General features: G+C 54.3%; 34 protein-coding genes. 21 read left to right on the top strand and 13 right to left on the bottom strand.

What is annotated here, in order from left to right:
* Positions 1–28: 28 nt before the first annotated feature.
* The 13 genes from HMCN_RS17720 to HMCN_RS18340 all read right to left on the bottom strand — a co-directional run bounded on the left by HMCN_RS17720 (position 29) and on the right by HMCN_RS18340 (position 6,453).
* A complete protein-coding gene (locus HMCN_RS17720; protein WP_025917702.1) occupies positions 29–547 on the bottom strand; it encodes a DUF1566 domain-containing protein in 519 nt (172 codons plus the stop codon).
* Positions 548–610: 63 nt separating this feature from the next.
* On the bottom strand, positions 611–1,234 hold the full coding sequence (locus tag HMCN_RS0112425) for a DUF1566 domain-containing protein (protein WP_025917701.1): 624 nt from the start codon (positions 1,232–1,234) through the stop codon (positions 611–613).
* A gap of 20 nt (positions 1,235–1,254) precedes the next feature.
* A complete protein-coding gene (locus tag HMCN_RS0112420) occupies positions 1,255–1,752 on the bottom strand; it encodes a hypothetical protein (RefSeq protein ID WP_155837561.1) in 498 nt (165 codons plus the stop codon).
* Complete coding sequence (locus tag HMCN_RS0112415; protein ID WP_025917699.1) at positions 1,752–2,006, bottom strand: hypothetical protein; 255 nt, start codon at positions 2,004–2,006, stop codon at positions 1,752–1,754. The genes HMCN_RS0112420 and HMCN_RS0112415 overlap by 1 nt, the downstream gene beginning before the upstream one ends.
* The gene (locus tag HMCN_RS19365; RefSeq protein WP_155837560.1) at positions 2,003–2,200 is read right to left on the bottom strand and encodes a hypothetical protein; all 198 of its coding nucleotides are present in this window, start codon (positions 2,198–2,200) and stop codon (positions 2,003–2,005) included. Before HMCN_RS19365 ends, HMCN_RS0112415 begins: the two co-directional genes overlap by 4 nt.
* Before the next feature lie 219 nt (positions 2,201–2,419).
* Positions 2,420–2,614, bottom strand: coding sequence for a hypothetical protein (locus HMCN_RS0112405; protein WP_025917698.1), 195 nt, complete (start codon positions 2,612–2,614; stop codon positions 2,420–2,422).
* 2 nt (positions 2,615–2,616) lie between these two features.
* Complete coding sequence (locus tag HMCN_RS0112400) at positions 2,617–2,949, bottom strand: hypothetical protein (protein WP_025917697.1); 333 nt, start codon at positions 2,947–2,949, stop codon at positions 2,617–2,619.
* 3 nt (positions 2,950–2,952) lie between these two features.
* The gene (locus HMCN_RS0112395; protein WP_025917696.1) at positions 2,953–3,249 is read right to left on the bottom strand and encodes a hypothetical protein; all 297 of its coding nucleotides are present in this window, start codon (positions 3,247–3,249) and stop codon (positions 2,953–2,955) included.
* 454 nt (positions 3,250–3,703) lie between these two features.
* Positions 3,704–4,087 (bottom strand): hypothetical protein, encoded by a 384-nt coding sequence (locus tag HMCN_RS19360; RefSeq protein ID WP_155837559.1) that lies wholly within the window; start codon positions 4,085–4,087, stop codon positions 3,704–3,706.
* A gap of 65 nt (positions 4,088–4,152) precedes the next feature.
* Positions 4,153–4,644: a helix-turn-helix domain-containing protein gene (locus tag HMCN_RS18735; protein ID WP_081801503.1), complete on the bottom strand. Its 492-nt coding sequence runs from the start codon at positions 4,642–4,644 to the stop codon at positions 4,153–4,155.
* Positions 4,574–4,981, bottom strand: coding sequence for a type II toxin-antitoxin system RelE/ParE family toxin (locus HMCN_RS0112385; protein ID WP_035626948.1), 408 nt, complete (start codon positions 4,979–4,981; stop codon positions 4,574–4,576). The genes HMCN_RS18735 and HMCN_RS0112385 overlap by 71 nt, the downstream gene beginning before the upstream one ends.
* 105 nt (positions 4,982–5,086) lie before the next feature.
* Positions 5,087–5,653, bottom strand: coding sequence for a thermonuclease family protein (locus tag HMCN_RS17715; protein WP_238552150.1), 567 nt, complete (start codon positions 5,651–5,653; stop codon positions 5,087–5,089).
* A gap of 59 nt (positions 5,654–5,712) precedes the next feature.
* Positions 5,713–6,453: an XRE family transcriptional regulator gene (locus HMCN_RS18340; RefSeq protein WP_025917692.1), complete on the bottom strand. Its 741-nt coding sequence runs from the start codon at positions 6,451–6,453 to the stop codon at positions 5,713–5,715.
* An 82-nt stretch (positions 6,454–6,535) separates the two neighbouring features.
* Between HMCN_RS18340 and HMCN_RS18730 the strand changes: the two genes are divergently transcribed.
* The 21 genes from HMCN_RS18730 to HMCN_RS18720 all read left to right on the top strand — a co-directional run bounded on the left by HMCN_RS18730 (position 6,536) and on the right by HMCN_RS18720 (position 22,076).
* The gene (locus HMCN_RS18730; RefSeq protein WP_025917691.1) at positions 6,536–6,871 is read left to right on the top strand and encodes a YdaS family helix-turn-helix protein; all 336 of its coding nucleotides are present in this window, start codon (positions 6,536–6,538) and stop codon (positions 6,869–6,871) included.
* Between the two features lie 48 nt (positions 6,872–6,919).
* The gene (locus HMCN_RS19355; RefSeq protein ID WP_155837558.1) at positions 6,920–7,207 is read left to right on the top strand and encodes a hypothetical protein; all 288 of its coding nucleotides are present in this window, start codon (positions 6,920–6,922) and stop codon (positions 7,205–7,207) included.
* Positions 7,208–7,339: 132 nt separating this feature from the next.
* Entirely contained in the window at positions 7,340–7,600 is a 261-nt protein-coding gene (locus HMCN_RS0112360) for a hypothetical protein (protein ID WP_025917689.1), read from the top strand.
* Positions 7,601–8,034: 434 nt separating this feature from the next.
* On the top strand, positions 8,035–8,211 hold the full coding sequence (locus HMCN_RS19350) for a hypothetical protein (RefSeq protein ID WP_155837557.1): 177 nt from the start codon (positions 8,035–8,037) through the stop codon (positions 8,209–8,211).
* A gap of 31 nt (positions 8,212–8,242) precedes the next feature.
* Positions 8,243–8,662 (top strand): hypothetical protein, encoded by a 420-nt coding sequence (locus HMCN_RS0112345; RefSeq protein WP_035626946.1) that lies wholly within the window; start codon positions 8,243–8,245, stop codon positions 8,660–8,662.
* A complete protein-coding gene (locus HMCN_RS0112340) occupies positions 8,659–11,274 on the top strand; it encodes a PriCT-2 domain-containing protein (RefSeq protein ID WP_081801502.1) in 2,616 nt (871 codons plus the stop codon). The genes HMCN_RS0112345 and HMCN_RS0112340 overlap by 4 nt, the downstream gene beginning before the upstream one ends.
* A gap of 294 nt (positions 11,275–11,568) precedes the next feature.
* Positions 11,569–11,811 (top strand): hypothetical protein, encoded by a 243-nt coding sequence (locus tag HMCN_RS17700; protein ID WP_155837556.1) that lies wholly within the window; start codon positions 11,569–11,571, stop codon positions 11,809–11,811.
* Positions 11,808–12,158 (top strand): hypothetical protein, encoded by a 351-nt coding sequence (locus HMCN_RS0112330; RefSeq protein WP_025917684.1) that lies wholly within the window; start codon positions 11,808–11,810, stop codon positions 12,156–12,158. Before HMCN_RS17700 ends, HMCN_RS0112330 begins: the two co-directional genes overlap by 4 nt.
* Positions 12,159–13,035: 877 nt before the next feature.
* Positions 13,036–13,530, top strand: a complete 495-nt coding sequence (locus tag HMCN_RS0112320) for a phage terminase small subunit P27 family (protein ID WP_162174139.1) — start codon at positions 13,036–13,038, stop codon at positions 13,528–13,530.
* 6 nt (positions 13,531–13,536) lie between these two features.
* Positions 13,537–15,237: a terminase large subunit gene (locus tag HMCN_RS0112315; protein WP_025917681.1), complete on the top strand. Its 1,701-nt coding sequence runs from the start codon at positions 13,537–13,539 to the stop codon at positions 15,235–15,237.
* On the top strand, positions 15,237–16,481 hold the full coding sequence (locus HMCN_RS0112310; RefSeq protein WP_025917680.1) for a phage portal protein: 1,245 nt from the start codon (positions 15,237–15,239) through the stop codon (positions 16,479–16,481). The genes HMCN_RS0112315 and HMCN_RS0112310 overlap by 1 nt, the downstream gene beginning before the upstream one ends.
* Positions 16,453–17,148 (top strand): head maturation protease, ClpP-related, encoded by a 696-nt coding sequence (locus tag HMCN_RS0112305; protein WP_035626943.1) that lies wholly within the window; start codon positions 16,453–16,455, stop codon positions 17,146–17,148. Before HMCN_RS0112310 ends, HMCN_RS0112305 begins: the two co-directional genes overlap by 29 nt.
* A gap of 68 nt (positions 17,149–17,216) precedes the next feature.
* Entirely contained in the window at positions 17,217–18,425 is a 1,209-nt protein-coding gene (locus tag HMCN_RS0112300; RefSeq protein WP_025917678.1) for a phage major capsid protein, read from the top strand.
* 64 nt (positions 18,426–18,489) lie between these two features.
* Positions 18,490–18,720 (top strand): hypothetical protein, encoded by a 231-nt coding sequence (locus HMCN_RS0112295; protein ID WP_025917677.1) that lies wholly within the window; start codon positions 18,490–18,492, stop codon positions 18,718–18,720.
* Positions 18,721–18,730: 10 nt separating this feature from the next.
* Positions 18,731–19,405 (top strand): head-tail connector protein, encoded by a 675-nt coding sequence (locus HMCN_RS0112290; RefSeq protein WP_025917676.1) that lies wholly within the window; start codon positions 18,731–18,733, stop codon positions 19,403–19,405.
* 14 nt (positions 19,406–19,419) lie between these two features.
* Positions 19,420–19,746, top strand: coding sequence for a phage head closure protein (locus tag HMCN_RS0112285; RefSeq protein ID WP_051566948.1), 327 nt, complete (start codon positions 19,420–19,422; stop codon positions 19,744–19,746).
* A complete protein-coding gene (locus tag HMCN_RS0112280) occupies positions 19,743–20,078 on the top strand; it encodes a DUF3168 domain-containing protein (RefSeq protein ID WP_025917674.1) in 336 nt (111 codons plus the stop codon). Before HMCN_RS0112285 ends, HMCN_RS0112280 begins: the two co-directional genes overlap by 4 nt.
* Before the next feature lie 120 nt (positions 20,079–20,198).
* The gene (locus tag HMCN_RS0112275) at positions 20,199–20,840 is read left to right on the top strand and encodes a phage tail tube protein (RefSeq protein WP_025917673.1); all 642 of its coding nucleotides are present in this window, start codon (positions 20,199–20,201) and stop codon (positions 20,838–20,840) included.
* Positions 20,841–20,906: 66 nt separating this feature from the next.
* Positions 20,907–21,281, top strand: a complete 375-nt coding sequence (locus tag HMCN_RS0112270) for a hypothetical protein (RefSeq protein ID WP_025917672.1) — start codon at positions 20,907–20,909, stop codon at positions 21,279–21,281.
* Positions 21,282–21,340: 59 nt separating this feature from the next.
* Complete coding sequence (locus tag HMCN_RS0112265; protein WP_025917671.1) at positions 21,341–21,598, top strand: DUF4035 domain-containing protein; 258 nt, start codon at positions 21,341–21,343, stop codon at positions 21,596–21,598.
* Between the two features lie 85 nt (positions 21,599–21,683).
* Positions 21,684–22,076 carry a TM2 domain-containing protein gene (locus tag HMCN_RS18720; protein WP_081801504.1) on the top strand — a complete coding sequence of 131 codons (393 nt, stop codon included), beginning with the start codon at positions 21,684–21,686 and terminating at the stop codon, positions 22,074–22,076.
* Positions 22,077–22,092 lie beyond the last annotated feature (16 nt).

Genomic DNA, 22,092 nt, shown 5'->3' with positions numbered 1-22,092 from the left:
ACGCCCGTGAGTTTGTTAAATTACTGAATTACTCAATGATTAACACTCTGCGGACTGCACGGGCGCGGTACTCATTCGACTTGAGGGTGCCGAACTGGTCGCCACTGAGGAAATGCTGCACCCATGCATAAGAGTCGTCGGCGGCGTCCTGCGGTGATGTCCAGTACCAGTCGTCCGCATCAAATCCGTCTGGTGTGTTGATGAACAGCAGGCGCGCTTCACGGCGATCCGGCAGTGACCAGTCGGCGTGTCCCTCGTCCGGCACTGAGGATCCGGCGCAGGCATCTTTCCAGTTGACGTTGGTCAGTTCATGCGCGGCTATTGCGTGGATCAGGTGGTAGTCGGGCGCTCCGTTTTCGCCGCGCATGATGCCGGCATAGATGCCGCCCTGGTCTGGCCAGACTGCGCCAATGCGTGGCGGCTGGCATTGTGGTTGCGGCAGTGCGTTGCGCGTCAGCTTCGCCTTGCTCAGCCAGCTATCGATCAGGTGCGCTGCCGGGATAGAGACCTTGGCGCCATGAAGCTCAAATTCGAGAACGTCGGGCATGAATTACCTCCAAAAAAAATAAAATCGATTCGGGCTGCGCCCGTGGGGAGCTAAATTGTTGAATTACTCAATGATTAATAATCTGCGGACTGCACGGGCGCGGTACTCACCCGACTTGTGGCTGGTGCCCTGGTTGCCATTGACGAAGTTCTGCACCCATGCATAAGAGTCGTAGGCGGCGTTCTGCGTTGAGGTCCAGTACCAGGCATCATCAAAAGCCTGTTCACTGCCCTCCTGAAATGCCTCGGCAGCAGTCTGCGCAGGCAGTTCACTGGTATATGGATAAGTTGATGGAACCGCCGAAAGGTTGATCCCGGACCGTGCGTAGAGATAATTTTCTTCTGTGCCCGGTTTCAGGTTCCGGTAGATGATCTCCAGTTCGTCCTGCGCTGGCAGATACCAGTCGTCATGTTCGGCAATACGCAGATCCCGCGCCCACTGTGCGAGTTTGCTGCCGGCCGCTGCCATTGCCTGGGTATTGGCATGGCCGTCGGCGTGCGAGGTTGCGCCCTCGACAGCTTTATTGGAATCATTCCAGGCGGTATCGTCCTGCTCGCCGCCGGCTTTTGGCGCCACGATCAGCGCGAATGCTTGCCCGTCGACGTTGATGCGGCCGGCATAGAAACCACCGTCAAATGGTGTGCCAGGTACCGTTGGAACGGTTGGGGTGGTGGTGGGTGCGTTCATTTGTTAGCTTTCCGTGGTGGTTAAGGGTGTTGGTGGTTCGGAGTGGCTGCGGAGGTTGCTTTTTCAATCTCGTTCTTGATCGCGTAATCCCGGTACAGCTGGTCGGCGTAGGCCTCTGTCATCTGCGCGGTTGTCGCCTTCATCCGTGCCAGGCAGGCGCGCACCGCCCGGGTGTCGGTGTCGAAAATCGGCATGCCGTATTGGAGTTTGTTGACCAGCTGGCGCAGCGGTGCCAGATCGAGCGCTTGGCCGCTGCGGATTTCGTGGATCGCATAGGCGTCGATGACGCCGGTGAATGCGGCGCAGGTGTCGTACAGACCGCCATCCTCGAAATCGCGGAACACGGGTGCGCCGCTGTCCACGGCGTCAACGGTGCCGTCCTGCTCCAGCTGGTCGATGATCGCCTCCATCGGCCCGAAAACACTTGCAACTTTCCACGGCATGGTGCGCAGCTTGCGGCCGTCGCCGTTCCATTTCGGCTGGTATGCCTTGGTGCGCCGGGACTTGATTTTGCGCATCATCCACCTCGCTTGAAGTGGCGGCGGTACAGCGCCATGCTGCAGACGATGCCGAACGGGCCGCCCAGCATGTAGGCCGCGTATTCGGCCGGCCCGCGGGCGTGGATCACCTGCAGCATGCCGAGCTGGCCGAGCGAGATCAGCAGGCTGTTGGAAAACGCGGCGAAGTAGTGGTCGTTAGTGACGAACTGCTGCTGCAATCCAAGCGCAAGCACCAGGCCGAACGTGCTACCGAAGAGCAGGGCGGTGTTCACAGCGCCGCCTCGGTGTGGCGCACATCGCGCTTGAGCTCCAGCATCGGAATGGCGCTCGGTTTTGCGTCAGCGTGGTCGTGGATCCTGACCATTCCGAAGCGTTGGCCGTTGCCGATACAGGGCCGAATCTCAACGAGTGTTCCGACTGGATAGCCGTTGTGGGTTACGTCATCGCTTATTTTTATGTGTGTCATGGAAATCCTTTCTTGTTAATCGTGGTCAGCGCAATCCGGGTAGCTCGGACGGAAGCGGGAATTTTTCTCGTACTTAAGGGCCTCAAGCAGCATGCTTTCTGGCGGAATGTCGCTGGCTTTTGACGGGGTCAACTCAGGCGATACACTTCTGTCAGGAGGCGATGATTCCGTTCCGCTCTGACCGGTCTAATTTTCTGTAGTAGTCATTTCAATTCCTTATTAGTCGTTGTCACCGGCCTGCATTTTTTTCACATCGAATCGCTCGCGGTTCTTTATGTGCTTCCTTGCGACGGCCTTTACCGCCTTAGCCAATAATTTGCTTTTCATGACCTCGTCCAGCGGTTGCGTTAGGGCGAGTTTTCTGTGCGCTACCTCCAATGAAATGCGATCTGGCTCTGTTTTGTCGCGCGCCATGGTCAGCTTTGTTTTCTGAGCGGGCAGGCACGGCGGCGGGCTTCGATTGCACCTGGTGCGTATGGCCACGGTTGACTGCAAAGAGCACTGACCTGTTCCTGTTGTTCGCGCTCGATGCGTTTGTCGTCGGCTGACACATATCCGGCGCCGTAGGCGATCACGATGGTTGCCAGGGCGAACCAGGCGCTGCGGTGGATGGGCGGAACTGCGTTGCGGTAAACAACGCTGCCAGTCTGGTGTGCGCTTTGGTGGTATTGGCAGGTGCTGACGCGTTGCTTGAGTTGGTCGGCCTGACGATGCAGCAGCCAGGCGCGCAGGTGATGGAAAGTTTGCATGAGTCAGCTCCGTTTGAAGAGGGTAAAAATCTTTTCGGCCAGTTCACGTTCGCCCATGGATTCAAGAAAACCGGACAACATGGAGGCGAATGTTTTGGTGCGCTCATCAACGGCGCTGCTGCTATCCGTGACGGTCGGATGCTCGGCGATCGCGCAATCTACGCAGTGGGTGATTGCGGCCTTGAGTTGGTCTGTTGTGGCGGTAAATTGCGCATTGTTACCAGAGAGATCGGCGTTTGACGCTGCAGCGGTCGCTACGTGAAGTGCGGTGTAGTGTGCTGCTGTTGCTGGGTCTGCCATGTTGTTCTCCTGTTTGCTGATTTGATGTATTTAATAATAGCAGTGCTATTTGTAATAGTAAATAGCTTTGCTAGTTAAAAACAATAAAATATTTCTATCTCCAAACAACAGACGAAAAAAACCCGCAAGCTTGCGCTAGCGGGCTAATCCAAGAAGAAGGTTAAATCCTAATCCAACCTGACATAACTGAGTTGCGATAGCGCAGGGGTGGTGTTAAAAAGCCCGCGAACCTTTCGGCTGCGGGCTTTTGAATTGGTGCCGATATATTTCCCGACCGTCGGCGCCGGTAGTGCGCGTTAAGGCTACGCAGGATTAAATGATAGCCGGGCCATGTGACGCCTTTATGATCTTGCACAAGGGCAATGCGTTCTCGAAGGCGAGAAGAGGGCGTTAAAAAGCCCGCGCGGGGCGGGCTACGAAATAATCCGATCCTCAAGCTCTGGAGGGTATCATTTTATGAGGAAAGGGAAGGAGATTCTGATGGATCCAAGATGATTTGCAATGCTGATGCTGCAAGTTCTTCAGATTCTGTATCGGCGCGGATTCTCAATACACAGTTTTTTTCGATATTAAATGGCTGTAAGGTAATAACTGCCCCATAGCTATGAAATGAGCAACTCGGTTCATCATCGGATAATTTGTTAGCAGTTTGGATATGTTCTGGAGAAATAACTATTTCCCGCAATAGCGTATCGTCTTGCAGTATCCTGAAACGCAAGCTTTCAAAAGGTTTTTCTTTTGGTGTTTGCGCAGTTAATACGACACAGAGTCTGGGCAGAGAGACCGGACCAGGATGATTGATAATGAGTTTGCTCTGATAAACGCCAACAAACGTCATCTTGCCTCCGACTTCCATTCTGACGTCGTCGCAATATAGGCTGTGCAAATAGCGAGGGCAGTTTATCATGCTGACGCCTCACGCTCGGCGCGTCTCTCAGCGACCGCTGCAAATACCGCTGCTGTGGACTCTCCCAATGCTTTTGCTAGGTTCTCAATGGTAGAGATTTTCAGATCGTCTTCGCCACGCTCGATGCGCGCAATATAAGGCTGTTGCAAGCCCATTAAGGATGCTAGTCGCGCTTGGGAGAGTCCTTTCTGAAGTCTGAGTCTTGCCAGAGATAACGGTAGATCATCCGTCAAGCGTGATGCAAGTTTTTGGCGCGCTCGGGCAAGGGCAGCCGCTTTGCGTGGGTCGCGTTCGCGCTCAGATATGAGATCGCTTATTGCAACAGCGCTTTGAGCCTCAACCTGAATTAATGCAGGAGTCCCCATATCGATAGTGATATGCGCATAGCAGATGCCGGTAACACTACTTGCAGTTACGCTAATAGGTTGGAATCCCCAAGTATTTGTAGTCTGCGAGAACTCGTTGGACAATTGGGTGGTCGATATCATAGTCAAAATTCCTTGGGACGACAGCTAGAACATAAAAACAATTGGCTTGAGGGTGATGGGCATAGAGCACTCGGTAGGGGAGTAAGCTACCGTTCCAATCCCAGAATTTTAATCGATATAAATTCAGCCCTTTTTGCCAAAGCTTTTGAAATACGTCTACATCGTAGGAGGGAGTTTGTGTGTTACGGAATTTACGCTCGCTGAGCCTGTCGGCCAATTTCGGATCATTTGCGATTTCCTCAAGCGCTGTTTCAATTTCGGCGGCACTATCTTCATCTTGATCCCACAGGGCGTCCAAATCATCTCTTGCTGAATGTGTGACCAGGACGTTTGTCATTATATATAACTTTGAAGTTATTGGTTAGGTAAAGTTCGCTATTGTTTGGAAAACTTATGTAGTTTTGATCCTGCACAATAGAGGTGGTTAGTATGCATGTGCCTATTAACACCCATATCGCTTGCGCCCATTGATGATCTGGAACCTGCCGCCACGCGGCCCGGTGTGGCACGTTGGTTCATTGGCCGCTGGCCGAGATTGATAACTGATCTGCTTAACCGAATGCCGGAACTCCCACGGTGGCATTGGCGATTTGTCCGCCCACAGCCCTTTACGGCTCAATCTGGCTGCCGTCTGCATAGATGGTAGGTTGCTGTCTGTGTTGTATCTATCGTAGACCCATGCCATACCGCGTTCGACCTGGATGCGATTCACATCAATGCCAGCGCAAGTCACCCGAGCAACGGTGCGGCCGTAGCGGTCAACCGTCTGCGCCTTGAATGTCGCATCTTTGCCCCAGCACAGATTTGATAGGGATTCTTTGGAGCGCTGACCGAATGCCTGTTTTTTCTCGGGAGCGTCGATGTCGGACAGCCGGATTTTCAGAGGCTTGCGATCAACCAGGAGTGTCAGTGTGTCGCCGTCAGCAATGCCGATGACCTGGTACGCGTAAGCGGGTAGGGCTAAAAAAATAAGCAGGGCGAAGATAGCGTTCGCCATATTTTGTAACATCAACGGAGCGCCATTTAAAGTGTTGTAGCAAGTTCGGCATTCGGCGTGCCGCTGCGCTATTAAAATCTACGAAAATTCCATGCAGCAAGAACGCGTCCGGAAATGATGAGGTCGTCGGTTGCCCAGTCCGGGTCATATAATTTGTTATCAGAAATGATTCTTAGTCTCTTTTCTTCATGCCTGGCTTGCAGTCGTTTTATCTGTAGTCGCCCCTGCCAAATAATCGAATACAGGCCATCTCCAGCAAAGTGGCGCGTACTAGTATCAATAAATACAACGCTGCCATCCTCAATTGTCCCTGTCATTGAGTCGCCAATACATGGCACGATTTTTATATGAGTGAAATTGTGATTTAAGGTCCTGCGCGCCCAGTCCTCGCTAACCTCTACGTATTGCAGTATTTCTGGGTGATCGGATGGAGCAAGGTTTCCTCCGAGCCCATGCGGCGCGTCCAAAACCGGAAATCGTACATAGCCAATATTTATTTTGGTCGTCTGATCGGGGGTGACGGAATCACCTTCAGTGCCCATAAGTTTTGCGGCATTACCAATTTGGGCTGCTAGGGTAGGGCTAAAACTTTCAATGTTGACATTAAGTCCTCGCGCAAATGCCGCCGCTGCTTTTATATTTAGTGGTCGCCGGCCAGCCGTGTACTGCCACACCATGCCTTGAGAACCAATATCGAATTTTTCGCCAAATTCCACTTGCGTGATTTTTGGAGCTCTTTTAGCGAATAGATCCTTCAGACGCTTCGCGTCTTCTATTTGCCATTGTTCTAGTGTTTTTGGAGTGTTGCTCATAGCCTAAGTTTATAGCGCTGCTATTGACCACAACAACAAGCAAAGCTATTGACTTTAAAACTAGCAATGCTATTATTAACGTATGGATCTATCAAATTACATCTCAGAGACAAACACGAAAAAATCAGACCTTGCTCGTGCGCTCAATGTCTCTCCTGCGCTAATGCATCAATGGATAGAGCGAATCAGGCCGGTTGCGGTCCAGCACTGCGCCGCGATTGAAGCATTAACCGGCGGCATGGTCACACGCAAAGACCTACGTCCAAATGACTGGCAAAAAATATGGCCAGAGCTTGTTGTTCCGATTCCACCCATTGACCCATCCGTTGCCGAATCCATCGCCGAAGCCGAGGCCAAGCGCAACGGCGGCATCCGGATGCACGGAGATGCCAAAGACCGCAACAACATCAGCAAGTAATTTTGTCTGAAAACAGGTTGCTCAAAATACATATAGATAGGTGGCTCCATGAAAAATCTGACTCTATGTCTGAATCTGCAGGTCGATAAGCGCGCCGCGCGCCGTTGTGTGCGGCGGATGCGGCAGCTATCTGCCGAGCTTGCCAAGAGTCCGCTTGAGGTCCAGCAGAGCTTTCTCGACACCCCTGATTTGTTGGGTAAATTGATCCGCGTCGATCTTCATTGCCGTTCCGCACGACCGACATGTCATTTCCGGATTGCGCTTCGCTTGTCCGATGGTTATTTCGCTGCTCTTAGTGCAGTGCGGGCAGGGAATGCTGATTTTCTGGTCGTCTAGGTTCATTGGGAGTTCCTCTGTTGAAAGGTTGTTGTGTGGAAATAACAATTTAGCACGCTGGAATCTCCCACCTTATTTTTTATAGCACCGCACCACCCGAAGTCCTGTAACCCGAACAAAAGGAAAAAAACCATGAAAAGCCCACGCAACATCGTAGTCAAGACCCTGTTTAACCCGGATGAGTACCTGGCCTTTAACGCGGAATGCGTCGCTGCCGATGTTTCTCACAGCAAGGCTCTGCGGGATCTGGCCAAGGGTTATGTGAACCAGCAGCGCAATGTTAATCGCGGGATCGACAGGAAGGAATGGCCCGGTGCAGCACAGAACATGGCCATGTTTTTACCGTCGCGGGCGAACTATGGCGCAAAGCCGCAAATGCACATGCGAGTTTGACCAGGTGGCTCAGGTGGCTGGAGTAGGGCGGGCCGGGCGGATAACCGATCCGGCGTCATCAGAAAACAGGGGGCAATGATGAAAAGAAAACGCGGTGGCGATCCATGACAGATGCGGAATCAAAAGTTCTGGAGCGCGCATATCAGTGGCACGAAACAAGAATGGCAAGGGCCGGTGCGGTAGGTGCAGAACGGTGTGAAAAGGCCAAGTTGGATACCGCGCACTGGAAGGCCGGAAATGATCTGAGCGAGGCGATTTGCAAGGCAGGGATCAGGACGGACGCACCACCATAACAGCGCTCGACAGATACAGCTTCACATGGTGGGCGTCTACGGTTTTGAGGCAGGTCAAATAAGAAAGCAATTTATGACAATGATATACGGCGATGCGGTTGATGCGGCAATGGGGATTCATCAGGTTGAGCGGGTGGAATCATGAGCGATGTTCAAGCATTGCCAGAGAAGAACCGCAGCGAAGCCAGTCTAGTGGCACGTACCGGAGTCGCACACAACGCTTTCTTATATCCGGCGTTTAGCCCTGCGCGCATTAAGTGGTTGAAGCAGTATCAGCGCGACATGGCCGCCCTATCAGCTGATGCGGTGCTGCAATGAGCGTCCTGCATGTAACGCTGGCGGTGCAGCCATGACGCGCCGTTGCGGTCCTGGCGCAAATACAGCCGGATGGCACATCCTAGCGGCATTGAATGCCGCGCCGCTGGGATCGATGACGGTGGCGCAGTTGTTGCCGCTGCTGGATGAAAATAATCGCACCCAATATAAGCTGCAGCTGCGCGACGGATTGCAGATCCAGCCGGCGGGACGGGCGTATCTGCTGGCGCATGGGGATAAGGCAGCGCATCGCGTAGCCTCATCGCAAGATACGCCTCAGTTGCCGGTGGTGCCGACCTCGATGGCGACGCCGCGCTCGGTTCCGAAATTCACGCCGCTGGACATGCCCAGGCTGATGCGCCATCGTCCGCAGCGCGATGGCATGGATGATCTGCGCGATGCGCCATCGCTGATGGGTGGAAGCCGGATAGCTGTCAGGGTGCGATCAGAATGATGCAAGCGACGTTGGAGGTCGCTAGCCGCGCGCTGGCGTTTGTGTCTCCGGGTGATCGGGACACATGGATCAGAATGGGCATGGCGCTGAAAGCTGAATTCGGTGATGCCGCTCGAGATACCTGGCTTGACTGGAGTTCAGCGTCGGAGGATTTTAATGCTGGATCCGCATCCTCATCGTGGCGTTCATTTAAGGATGGCGGCAAGATCGGTATCGGCAGTTTGTTTTCCGAAGCAAAAGCAGAAGGATTTGTATTTGACCGTGCAGATATTGTAGTTTCTCCGGAAAAGCTGGCGGCAGATAAGAAAGTACGGGAAGAGCGCGCAGCCAAGTCGGAATCTGACAGATTGGCGCGTGCTGTAGCTGCAGCTAATCGTGCCCAGTCGCAATGGCGCACCGCCGCCGTAGATGGAACATCGCCCTACCTGGAGCGCAAGCAGGTCAATGCTGAGTCGTGCCGGTTCCTGCCAGATGGCGGTCTGATCGTGCCTATGATGCGCTATGATTTTGACAAGCCGGTGATGGTGGGTAAGCAGGCTATCGCAGCGGATGGCACGAAAAAATATAGCGGCGGTATGGATAAGCATGGCGCTGCGTGCCGGCTCGGTGCGGTTCCGGTGGATGGTGATGTGCTGCTGGTGGTGGAGGGTTATGCCACCGGGTTATCAGTGCGCATGGCGGTACAAACACGGCACCCGGTTTTTGTGGCGTTCGATACGGTCGGGCTGCTGCCAGTGGCAAAGATTCTGCGGGCGAAATATCCGCATAGCCGAATTCTATTTTGTACCGATGATGATTACCTGACTGGCGATGCTGGCCGGATCAAGGCGCAGGCGGCTGCGGCTGCGGTAGGCAATGCGGCGCTGGTGTTGCCGGCATTTGCCGCGGCCCGGCGTGCGGACAAAAAAGACGAATCGCTGCCCTATCTGACCGATTTCAACGATTTGCATGTACATGAATCGCTGAACGCGGCGCAGCAGCAGTTGCTGGTGGCGGTGGATGGGGTGTTCAGTTCTCCCGCGCCCTCTGATGCGGCTGCCGACGATGGCGCATTGCCGCCTTGGGTCGATGCCGATCCGGTTGATTCTGATGTTCCTGATTCCCCCGCGCCCCTTGGCTTGGCTGCGGCACCAGAAGTGCTGGGATTTGTCGCGCTGGAATGGGCGCTGGCCCATTGTGCTCTGGTGCAGGGTTCCACCAATGTGTGGGATTCGGTCAACAAACTGAATATGAAGCGCCCGGCGTTTATCGCCATGGTAGGCAAGGAGAGCGCGGCGCTGTGGGAAGCGCACAAGGAGCGGCGCACCATCAGCCCGCGCAACCTGCCGAAAACCGTGCGCGGCGTCGCAGCCGCAACCGGGGGCGCGGGGGACGAGAATCTTGTGATGATGCTGGACCGGTACACACTGCTGTACGGGACCAAAACCGTGTGGGATGCGGATAAGCGCATGGTGTTGTCGTATGACGCGATGGCGCTGGCGCGGTCGGGCGACCTGGCCACGCGCTGGATCGGGCATCCGCTGCACCGCGAAATCGATTCCTGCAATCTGGTATTCGATCCAACCCAGAAGATGTCGCTGGATACGCACGTGAACATGTTCCAGGGCTTGCCGATCAAGCCGGTTCGGGATGATGCAAAAGCCGGTCTGGTGCTGGAGTTGTTGCACAGCCTGTGCAGCGGGGAGTCGAACGGCGATGACGTGCTGCATTGGGTGGTGCAATGGCTGGCGTATCCGCTGCAGAACCCGGGCGCGAAGATGCAGACCGGCCTGCTGTTCTTCGGCGAGCGGCAGGGCACCGGTAAGAGCCTGTTTTTCGAGGGCATCATGCGGCCGATCTATGGCGATCATGGCGTGACGGTCGGCCAGCATCAGCTGGATTCCACCTTCACCGGCTGGAAATCGCAGAAACTGTACATCCTGTTCGAAGAGATTCTTTCCCGTGCCGACAAGTACAGCCATTTCGGACTGGTGAAGCACATGATTACCGGCGGCGACACGCCGATCAACGAGAAAAACCTGCCTACACGCTTCGAGGCGAACCATGCTAATACGGTGATGCTGTCGAACGAGTTCCAGGCAGTGCCGATCGAGCCGGACGACAGGCGCTTCATGGTGGTGGAGGCGCGCAATCCATTGAGCCCGGATCTGCTGGCCGGCTTGACGGACGGCGACAGGGTTGCCGATGGGGTATCGGCGGCATTCTATGATTTCCTGATGCGCTATCCGCTCGACGACTTCAAGGCGCATGCCAAGCCGCTGATGACAGCATCGAAACAACGCATGATCCGCTTCGGCTTGCCCAGCTGGGACGCGTTCTATCAGGCGTGGTCTGCTGAAGAAATTAATGCACCGTTCTGTTCCTGCCTTGCGACCGATCTGTATCTGGCATATGACCGCTGGTGCTCCAGGGGCAATGAGCGCGCGATAACGCAGACCAAGTTTTCCGAGCTGATGGCGACGCGGGTGCACCGGTCGCGCCAAAAAATCTACCTGGGCGGCGCCGACAAGCAGCTACTGACGGTGTTCAAGGTACCAAGCGAAGAGGAAGAGACGCTATCCAAGGCATGCCAGCGCTTCCGCGATGGCGCCGATATCAAGGACCGGGTGTGATTGTGCTTATCCAGTTACAGGGGGTTACATGGTATGTCAATTACCCTGTAACGCTGCAGGCCAATGAATACGTGGGTTGTTACAGGGGTTACAGTGGTTACAGGGTATGGCGCGCACGTCACGTGAGAACACATGCAGCACCATATGCAATGCCGATAAAAATGATTCTCTCGCGTATACGTGAGTCAACCCATGTAACCCCTGTAACCCCTGTAACAATCCTTATAAACAAAGGGCTGCAGCGTATCAGGGTATGGGCCGAACCCTGTAACACCCTGATACAAAGGATTTTCCATGGCTAAAGGATCGATGCGGGAACAGATGCCGGTGGTGGCGGCCTTGATAGACGAGCTCAGAGCGACGTTCGGCAAGGATTCGATAGACGGGCAGGTACGCAAGGGGATGAACGGCCAGCCGACTTTCTGGGCCAGCGAGAACGGGCATGAGGTTGGAACGAAGGCACCAGAACCACGGGCTTCGATTGTTTATGTGAATGGGACGGCGACGGTGCAAAAGATTACAGGGAGCGGTGAATGATGATGCAAGTGGCGAGGAAGATTAAATCTGATTTGTTTGTCGAGGAAACTCCATTTAATGTGGTGATGAACATTTGGGTGCGATGGGTAAATCTGAAGGATTCCCAGAACACTGATGGCGATAGCAACTTGCAGGACACCAAAGATTTTATGAATGCCGGCGAGGCAGTAGAGGCGATGATTAATAATCTGCCGCGCATACAGTGGTGGGCAATCAGAAAATGCAGAGGGATTTCCACCGTTTGGATATTCCCAGATCACTCGCTGATGGATGCAATGAGCCAGGCAGAAGAAATATTAACGCCAAAAATGAAGGGACATATTGCAACGCGGCGATATTTCAATTAGGATGCATGCATTAGATGTGAATATTGCGTCTGAAGTTTGCTACTTGTCATATAGATTTGAGTGAATGTAAGCCTCGCACCTTAACCGGTTCGGGGCTTTTTGCATTCCGGAACCAGTTTTCAACTGTCGATTGGAGGTGATCTATCTCTACGATAACAGTTCTCTCTAGTGAGGCAATTCGCCGCACTTTAGCCGCTGACCCGCATTGAATTGCGGCAGCGGATTTCTTTATTCAAAGGCGTGCCATGTCCGATTTAGCTATGTACATGATTGTGTTTGGTCTGTGGATGAAGCAACCTGCTCCTGTTACGCCCGTTGCGCGTACGTGGCCGTATAAGTCATAAACAGTGGCAACCGGAGCGAAGAGGATCTGTCGCCATACTGGATGCGGAAAGTTGTTGGATGGTGCGGGATATTGCGCTAAGCACATCAAGGCAAAGCATCAGGCAGACAACAAGCGCAGGGGTACGGCGCATGAACGCGGCTACACAAGCGCATGGGCAAAGGCAAGGGCAGGGCATCTGCGCAATAACCCACTGTGCGTGCACTGTACGCAAGAGGGGCGTGTCGTCGCTGCATCAGTGGTTGATCATGCTATCCCGCACAAGGGCGACATGGTTGCGTTCTGGGTAACAAGCAACTGGCAGTCGCTGTGTAAGCATCACCACGATGTAAAGACCGCAACAGAGGATGGTGGTTTTGGGCGCCCTAAAACATAGTGGCAGGCAAGTAGGCCGGGGGTGGTCAAATCCTTGGAGGCTCGCCGACCAAGACCGTGGCTTTAGCCTTTTTTTTGTGTGCGCAGGTTTTGAGGGTGGGGGGGGTAGATTGAAAGGTTGATATGGGACTTCGTGGACCAAAAGCGAAACCGGTTGAATTGAAACTGCTGGAAGGAAATCGGGGCCATCGCCCTGTTACCTCCGATGGCCAGTTGCGCCCGCAGGTTGAAGTACCGGATCCACCGAAGTACCTCGGGAAGGAAGCGCGCAAGGAATGGAAGCGCATCACTGTCGAGCTGGTGCGCAACAACATTATCTCCAAGCTGGATCAGCAGATGCTTGGCATGCTGTGCCAGTCGATTGAGCGCCTGGTAATGTTCGAGACTGCCCTGCAGCGGCAAATGGAATTGGTAGTCGGCAAGGGCATGGACCCAGAACAGGCCTACATTTCATACACCGATAAGGGCTATGAGCTGCAGGCCGTGCGCTACCAGCTGCTGAACAAAGAGCGCGAAATGCTGATGAAGTTGCTGGGCGAATTCGGCCTGTCGCCATCGCTGCGTGCAAAAGTGGTCACCGGATCACGGCAGGCGCAAATGACTTTATTCCCCGGTGGCCAAGGTGGCACGCCAAGTAGTTTCGAGGACTTTTAACCCCGCATGACATTTGTAGAACGCGCCAACCGATACGCTCAAAACGTCGTCGGTGGGGAAGTTGCGTCCTGCAAATGGGTAAAGGCGGCTTGCCAGCGTCACCTGGATGACCTCAAACGTACTGGAGATGACTGGAAGTACATGTTTGACGAGCGTGCCGCCAACCGTGTATGCCAATTTCAGCAACTGCTGCCCCACATCAAGGGCGAATGGGCGCGGCCTGTTCTAGTCGGCGGCCAGATGGTCTATCCCAAGATCATGCTGGAAGACTGGCAATGCTTCATCCTGTGCGTGGTCTTCGGCTGGAAAATCTCCGATACAGGCAAGCGCCGTTTCAAGCGCGTGTACATCGAAGTGCCGCGCAAGAACGCCAAGTCAACACTATCATCCGGCGTGGCAAATTACATGCTCACTGCTGATGATGAGCCTGGCGCCGAAGTCTATAGTGCCGCCACCACCGGCGAGCAGGCCCGTATCGTTTTCAACGATGCAGCCATGATGGCGCAGCGCGAACCGTCCTTTATCAGCCGGTTCGGTGTCGATATCGGCAAGCACAGCATCTCTGTACCGCACACGGCCAGCGTGTTTCGCCCGCTGAACGCTGAAGGCAGCACCCTGGATGGTCTGAACATCCATTGCGGAATCATCGATGAGCTACACGCGCATAAGAAACGCGATCTATATGACGTTCTTGATAGCGGAACCGGCGCCCGATCGCAGCCCATTTTATGGATGATCACTACCGCCGGCAGCGACCGTAGCGGTATTTGTTACGAACAGCGCATCCACGTCACCAAGATTCTCGATGGTGTGTTCAGCGATGACAGCTTTTTCGGCATCATCTATACCATTGACGAGGGCGACGACTGGGCAGACCCCACAGTCTGGGCCAAGGCCAACCCGAACTACGGCATCAGCGTCATGCCTGATGATATGGAAGATGCTTGTCGCAAAGCGCTGTCGATGGCTTCGGCACAAAACGGTTTCCTGACCAAGCGTCTGAATATCTGGGTCAATGCCGACAGCGCCTGGATGGACATGCGCGCCTGGGATGCCTGCGCAGATCCTGCGCTCAGGATCGTCCAGTTTGAAGGCGAAGAATGCATCGTCTCTCACGATCTGGCCAGCAAGGTCGATATCGCCAGCAAAATGCGCCTTTTCTGGCGCGACGTCGGCGGCGAACGGCACTACTACGCATTTGGACGCAACTACCTCAATGAGGATGCGATTGAAAACGGCACCAACTCGCAATACAGCGGATGGGCTCGGCGCGGCATCCTCACTTCCACGCCCGGAAATGTCACCGATTTTTCAGTGATCGAAGAGGATTTGCTCGATGACGCAGCCCGCTTCACCATCATCGAAGCGCCTTACGATCCGTTCCAGGCGACGCAATTCAGCCAGCGTATGGTTGCCGCCGGCCTGCCGATGATCGAAGTCGGCTCCACAGTAAAGAATTTCAGTGAGCCAATGAAATGGCTCGAAGCGCTCGTGTTGCAAAAACGATTCCATCACGATGGCGATCCATTGCTCACCTGGATGGTCAGCAACACGGTCTGCCATCGCGATGCTAAGGAAAACATCTTCCCGCGCAAAGAGCGCGAAGAAAACAAGATTGACGGCGTTGTTGCGCTACTGATGTGCCTGAATCGGGCCATCAATAAGCAAGATGATAATGATATTACCCAGGGATTTGTGGAACTCTAATGCTCAAAAAAATCAGAACTTGGGCAGCGGGAGTTATCGCCCCACAAAACAATGCGGGCGGCTGGATCAATGGCGACTCGCAAACATACCAGGATATTTCATGGTGGGCGCCATCATTCGCCGGCCAGATCGTCACCAAAGAAACTGCCATGCGCGTGTCGGCGGTATATGCCTGCGTGCGCCTGATTGCCGGTTCCATTGCATCGCTGCCATTGCCTGTATACGAGCGCACTACGCTTGGCCGCAAGCATATCGAGGATCACCCTCTGTTTTGGGTGCTGAATGAAGAGCCAACGCCGCGATACACCGCATCAACCATGTGGGAATACATCGTCAAGTGTGTATTACTGCGTGGAGATGGGTTCGCAATCATCGTGCGCGACAGGGCGGGGCGGGTAACTGAGTTAATCCCGGTTGATACAGATAACGTCATCGTGGAGCGCAGCGGTAACCGCAATGCCTATTACGTACAGATGGGCGACAAGCGTACCGGATACGATCAGGACGATATCCTGCACTTCCCTGGCTTTGGATTCAATGGAATCCGCTCCATGTCCGTGATTCAGTGGGCGGCCAAGCAATCCATCGGCATTGCAATGGCATCCGAAGAGCATAGCGCACGGTTTTTCAGCAACGGCATGTCGCCTAGTTATGCAATTAAAGCTCCGAATAAAATGACGGAGGAGCAGATAACAAGGCTGCGCCAGCAAGTTGCAGAGAAAGCCGGCGGCACCGCTAACGCGCACAAACCGTTGGTACTGACCGAGGGGCTGGACATCGCCAACGTGGCTATGTCGGCAGTGGACGGCCAGCTGCTGGAGTCGCGCAAATTCCAGATCATCGACATCGCGCGCGCATTCGGCGTGCCGCCGCACATGATTGGCGCTACAGAAGTCTCCAGTTCGTGGGGGACCGGCATTGAGCAAATGACGCTCGGTTATGTGAAGTTCACCCTATCGCCCTATCTGACGCGATGGGAGCAGGAAATCAATCGAAAGATATTCAGAACTGCGAGAAATTTTGTGTCATTCGACCTGTCCGGCCTGCTGCGCGGCGATGACAAGGCACGCGCCGACTATCTGCGGCAAGCCATCGGCGGATCGCAAGGGCCTGGCTGGATGACAAAGAACGAGGCCCGTCATCAGGAATACATGCTGCCGATTGATGGTGGCGACGAACTGTACGACCCAACAAAAGGAAACGTAAATGCGAACAATGCCAAAACTCCTGCAACTGGCAATTGACAACAAAGCAGCGCCCAAGTCGTTTGTCGTCAAGGCAGAGGATGGTGGAACCCGCATCGAGCTATTCGATATCATTGATGACTATTACGGTGTTTCTGCATCCGATTTCGCAGCTGCGCTGAACGGCATCAATGGCAATATTGCATTGCACATCAACTCCCCGGGCGGTGATGTGTTTGCCGCACGTGCGATGGTTGCTACGATTGCGGCCCATCCGTCCAACATTACCGCGCACATCGATGGCATGGCCGCAAGCGCGGCGTCGTATGTAGCAATGGCCTGTGACTCGGTAGTGATGCAGGACGGTTCGATGCTGATGATCCATAACGCCTGGACGTTTGCCATGGGTAATGCATCTGACCTTCGATCCACTGCCGATTTACTGGACAAGGTAGACGGATCTATCGTCAACGATTATGCCCGCAAGACAGGGTTGCCATCTGATGAAATTGTTGCGCTGATGGACGCCGAAACCTGGATGACCGCATCCGAAGCGGTCTCCAAGGGATTCGCCGATTCCGTCGCTTTCAATGCCAAGGGCGCGAAAGCAAAGAATACATGGAACCTGTCGGCCTATGCCAATGCTCCGAAGCCCGATCCTGAACCCATTCCAGATCCATCCACTGCAACCAGAGCGCGCATGCTCGCCCTGCTAGACCGAATCTAGACGCTCACGCGCCAGATGCCAACAAGACCCTTCCGGGTCTTTTTTTTCGTCCAAAAATAAGGAAACATATGTCTATTCAAGCACAGCGTGAGCGCCGCAATGCACTCGTCACTCAAGCAAAACAACTGAACGCTGAAAAAGTCGGCGCACTCTGGACGCCGGAGGTGTCTGCTGCATATGACGCGCTCGTAACAGAGATCGGTCAGATTGATGATTCGATGACGCGCCAACAAAAGATTCTCGATCTGGAAGCCGACAAGAAATTCGAGGACTTCCTTGGTAAGTCTGGCGGTCGTGAAATTGATGCGCCAACCGCGTCCATCGGCGCACGCTTCATCCGCAGCGGCTTTGAGAGCTTCAGCAAGGATGATTACGCCAAAGTCCGTAATACCTTGTCTGTCGGCGGCGCTGGCTCCGAAGGTGGCTATACGGTTCAAACCGAGATTGTCAAGCAGGTAGCGGATGCGCTCAAGGCGTTTGGAGGCATGCGTTCGGTAGCTGAGACGATCCAGACCGCGCAGGGCAATCCGATGAGCTACCCGACCTCGGACGGTACTGGAGAAATAGGTGAGATCATTGGCGAAAACACGCCTGCAACTGCGCTTGATCCAGCCTTTGGAACATTGCCGCTGAACGTCTACAAGTTCAGCTCGAAAATCATCGCAATTCCATTCGAATTGCTGCAAGACAGCGCGATTGACGTAGAGGCGTTCATCAATGCCCGCATCGTCACCCGATTGGGCCGTATCGGCAACCTCAAATTCACCGTTGGCTCCGGCAGCGGCGAGCCGACCGGCGTTGTAACTGCTGTCGGCGTTGGCAAGACCGGAATTACCGGCCAGACCGTTACCGTCATTTACGATGACTTGATCGATCTGCAACATTCTGTCGATCCTGCGTATCGCGAAAACGGCAAGTTCATGATGCACGATTCGACCGTCAAATACATCCGTAAGCTCAAAGATGTGAATGGCCGTCCATTATGGGTTCCCGACTATGACGGTGGCATCGCCGGCGGCAAGGGCGGCACCCTGGCCGGTTCTGAAGTCGTGCTGAACCAGCAAATGCCCGTCATGGCCGCTAACGCAAAATCGATCCTGTTTGGCGATTTCAGCTACTACAAGATCCGCGACGTGATGGCGATGAACCTGTTCCGCTTCACAGATTCCGTCTATGCATCAAAAGGCCAAGTCGGATTCCTGGCATGGATGCGCTCCGGCGGTAACTGGATCGACGTCGGCGGCGCGGTCAAGGCCTACCAGAACTCGGCGACCTAAACAAGGAAAGGGGCTTCGCCCCTTTCCAGTCTAGTCAAATTTCTTAATCCTGCTAGGAAAAATCATGGCAAAGAAAGTCCGCGTTCTCGCGACGTTGTATCTCGATGGCAAAGAATATATGCCCAACACGGTGCTGGAGTTGGATGACAAGCAGGCAAAATCAATGGAGAAGGACGGCACAGTTGATACGGCGCCAGAGGCCGTAGCGTACTGCACAAGCACGCTTGGCCAGCCGGTCATCAAGCACACGTCCGAACCAGATGAAGTAGTCGAAGTTATCCAGCCAGCAGCCTAAGCGACGCGCCATGCCAATCAAACTCAATACAACCCCAGCCGTTGAGCCGGTGTCGCTCGCAGAAGCCAAGCTACATCTGCGCGTCGATTTTACCGATGACGACACGCTGATTACGATGCTGATTGGCGCGGCGCGTGTTGCGGCAGAAAATATCTGCCGCCGCGCATTCATCACGCAAAAATGGGATTTGTACCTGGATGCCTTCCCGCGCCAGAATTTCTATGGCGTGCTGCCAGGCTATGCGCCGCTGGACCAATACATTCCTAGTGTCTTGCAGGCCCAGCGCGGCTATGCAATCCGCTTCCGTGGCGGAAAGATAGAACTGCCATTTCCCGCGCTGCAATCAGTCGAGTACGTCAAGTATAGGGACGCAACCGGTACGCTTGTGACGCTCGATCCAAGCCTTTACACCATCGACAACGCGAGTGAGCCTGGTGTTCTGACGCCAGCGCCAGATCAATACTGGCCAAACACGCAAAACATCATGAACGCGGTGCAGATTGGCTACACCGCCGGCTATGGTGATGCTACCGCTGTTCCTGCCGGTATCAAGTCATGGATTCTGCTGCGCGCTGGAGCTTTGTACGAAAACAGGGAAGAGGTCGCAGTCGGGCAGCGTATCGTGGTAGCAGAGTTGCCGTTCATAGATGGCTTGCTCGATCCTTACATTATTGCGAGCTTCTGATGCGATCAGGAGCTATGAATCGCCGCATCACACTGCAGCAGCGCAGCACTGCCCAGGATGCATACGGCGCGCAGGTCGACACCTGGACGACGCTGGGCGACCTGTGGGCCTCGATTGAGCCTTTGACCGGGCGCGAATTAATGGCGGCTCAAGCAGTGCAATCCGAAGTCAGCCACAAGATCACGATCCGCTACCAAGCGCAGTTTGCCAACCCGCAGCAAGTAGCTGCAATGCGGATCAGCTACCAGGGACGGATGTTCAATATCCACGCGTCAATGGACATCGAAGAGGCGCACAAAATTATTGAGATATTGGCGACGGAAGGGGTAAATCAGGGATGAGCATAGAAACCTCGATATCTGCCGCCCTTTCCGCTCTGGTCGCTGGCCGAGTTTATCCGGCTGGCTCAGTACCGGCAACGCCGACAGCACCGTACATCGTCTATCAGTCGATTACAGACAGGCCGGAAAACACCCTGTCAAGCGGTGTAATCAAGCGCAACAAGCGGGTGCAGATTGACGGCTACGCAGGCACCTACGCGGCCATGAAAACGCTTGAGACAGGCATTCAGGCCGCCATGCCATCCATCGGAACTGAACTCATGACGCAAAACCTGTACGAGCCAGATACCAAGCTCAACCGCACCTTGCAGGAATATTCCTGCTGGTATTGACCACCGAATTCACGACATTCCGAAGCCCGCCCAGTGCGGGTTTTTTCATTTTCGCCCTTCGTGGGTAACACCACAGCCGCATTCAGCGGCTTTTTTTATGCCTATTGACAAGGAAACAGCATGACCACATCAACCGCAATCTCCGCACAAGGCAGCACGATCCAGATTTCCACCGGCACCGGCGGCGCCAAGACCATCACCGCCATCGCAGTCGGTAACCCGACCGTCCTGACGTCGACCGCGCACGGCTTCAGCAATGGCGATGTTGTGGCGCTGTCCGGCCTGACCGGCGCCGACGCTGCGACCCTGAACGGGCAATCCGTCGTCGTCCAGTTCAAGACCGCCAATACCTTCGCGTTCTCGATCGACACCACCGGCAAGACCATCACCGCATCTGGTACTGCAACGCCAAATACCTACACCACGATCGCCAACATCAAGGACTTCTCTGGTCTGGACGGCAGCGCAGCCGACATTGACGTCACCCATATCGGCAGCACGGCCAAGGAATTCCGCCCAGGCCTGGTGGACAACGGCGGCTTCAACTGCAATCTCGATCTGGACAATTCCGACCCCGGCCAACTGGCAGTACGCGCCGCGCAAGTCGCTGGTGTCGTCAAGCAGTTCAAGTTGATCCTGCCGAATGCCAATGTCGCCAGCTTCGCCGGGTACGTCAAGAAATTTGGCGCATCGGGCGGCGTGGATGCGGTCGTCAAGTCGGCATTCGACGTGAAGATTACCGGCGCTGTCACCTGGGCCTAATCGCATTTTCCGTAGCCGGCCTGAATATTTTAGGCTGGTCTAACAACCACCATCAAAAGGCATTCCATGTTACTTACAAAAGCACAAATCATTGCAGCAGACGACCTGAAAACACAGGACATCGAGGTTCCGGAGTGGGGCGGCACCGTCCGCGTCAAAGCTGCAACACCTGCCATCATCAAAGCGGTTCGCGCATCGGCAAAGAACAAAAAAGGCGAGGATGATGATTCGTTCGGCTATCGCCTGATGGCGAAAAGCATTGTCGATGAAAACGGCAATCCGGTCTTTGCTTTGGCCGATATTGCCGATCTAGAAGCAAAATCGCTGGCCGCAGTCAAGCGCGTCATGGATGCAATCAACGAACTGAACGCGTTTTCCGATCAGGCAGAAGCGGGAAACGTCTCAGGGGCGACCCAGAGCGACGATTCCACTTCCGCCTAGCACTTGCACTGGGCTGGCCCTCGGTAGCTTGGGGGCTGGCGCATATCAGTTGCGAGGAAATGGCAGAGTGGCAGGCTTACGATCAGCTTGAGCCTATCGGCGAGCGCAGGGAGGATTACCGCACCGCGCTAGTCTGTCAAACGGTTGCAAACGTCATGGGCAGCAGCAAGGAGCCACTCAAGCTGTCTGACTTCATGCTGTTCGAGGATGTCGGGCCGGTAACGGAAGCAGATCCGGTGCTTGAATTCGATCCAGAAGTACAGTCGGCGCTGATAAAGGCTGCCCTGTTTGGGATTGTCGAGAAGAATGAACAGTAGCGCTTAGCGCCCCGCCACTGGAAACATCGGCGGGTAGTTGCGCTGGTGTATCATTTCCTCAATGATAATAAATAGGGGGGAAGTGATGGAATGCAGGGAAAAGAAGCAGGACGAGAAGTTCTGTCATGAGTGCGGTGAGATCATCCGCGCAAAAGCGGAAATTTGCCCGAAGTGCGGATGCAGGCAGCATGATGTTCGGCCAATACGGACAAATGGGCTTGATTCCGTCTTTTCAGGCGCTCCAGAAAAGTCGCGAACAACTGCAGCGGCACTCGCTCTACTGCTTGGTGGATTTGGCGCACATAAGTTCTATCTTGGGAAGCCGCTCCACGGCATTCTATACGCTGTTTTTGTTCTGACGTTTATTCCGGCATTTTTCGGACTAGTAGAGGGAATTCACTACATCACAATGTCAGATGATGAATTCAGCAGTAGATTGTCAAATGGAACGCTAAATCAGTTTTTCGGTAAAAAGTAAATTCCAAAAAAAACAA

This window comes from Herminiimonas sp. CN (genome assembly GCF_000622895.1).
Taxonomy (GTDB): domain Bacteria; phylum Pseudomonadota; class Gammaproteobacteria; order Burkholderiales; family Burkholderiaceae_D; genus AVCC01.
This window is presented reverse-complemented; position numbering and strand designations above follow the sequence as displayed.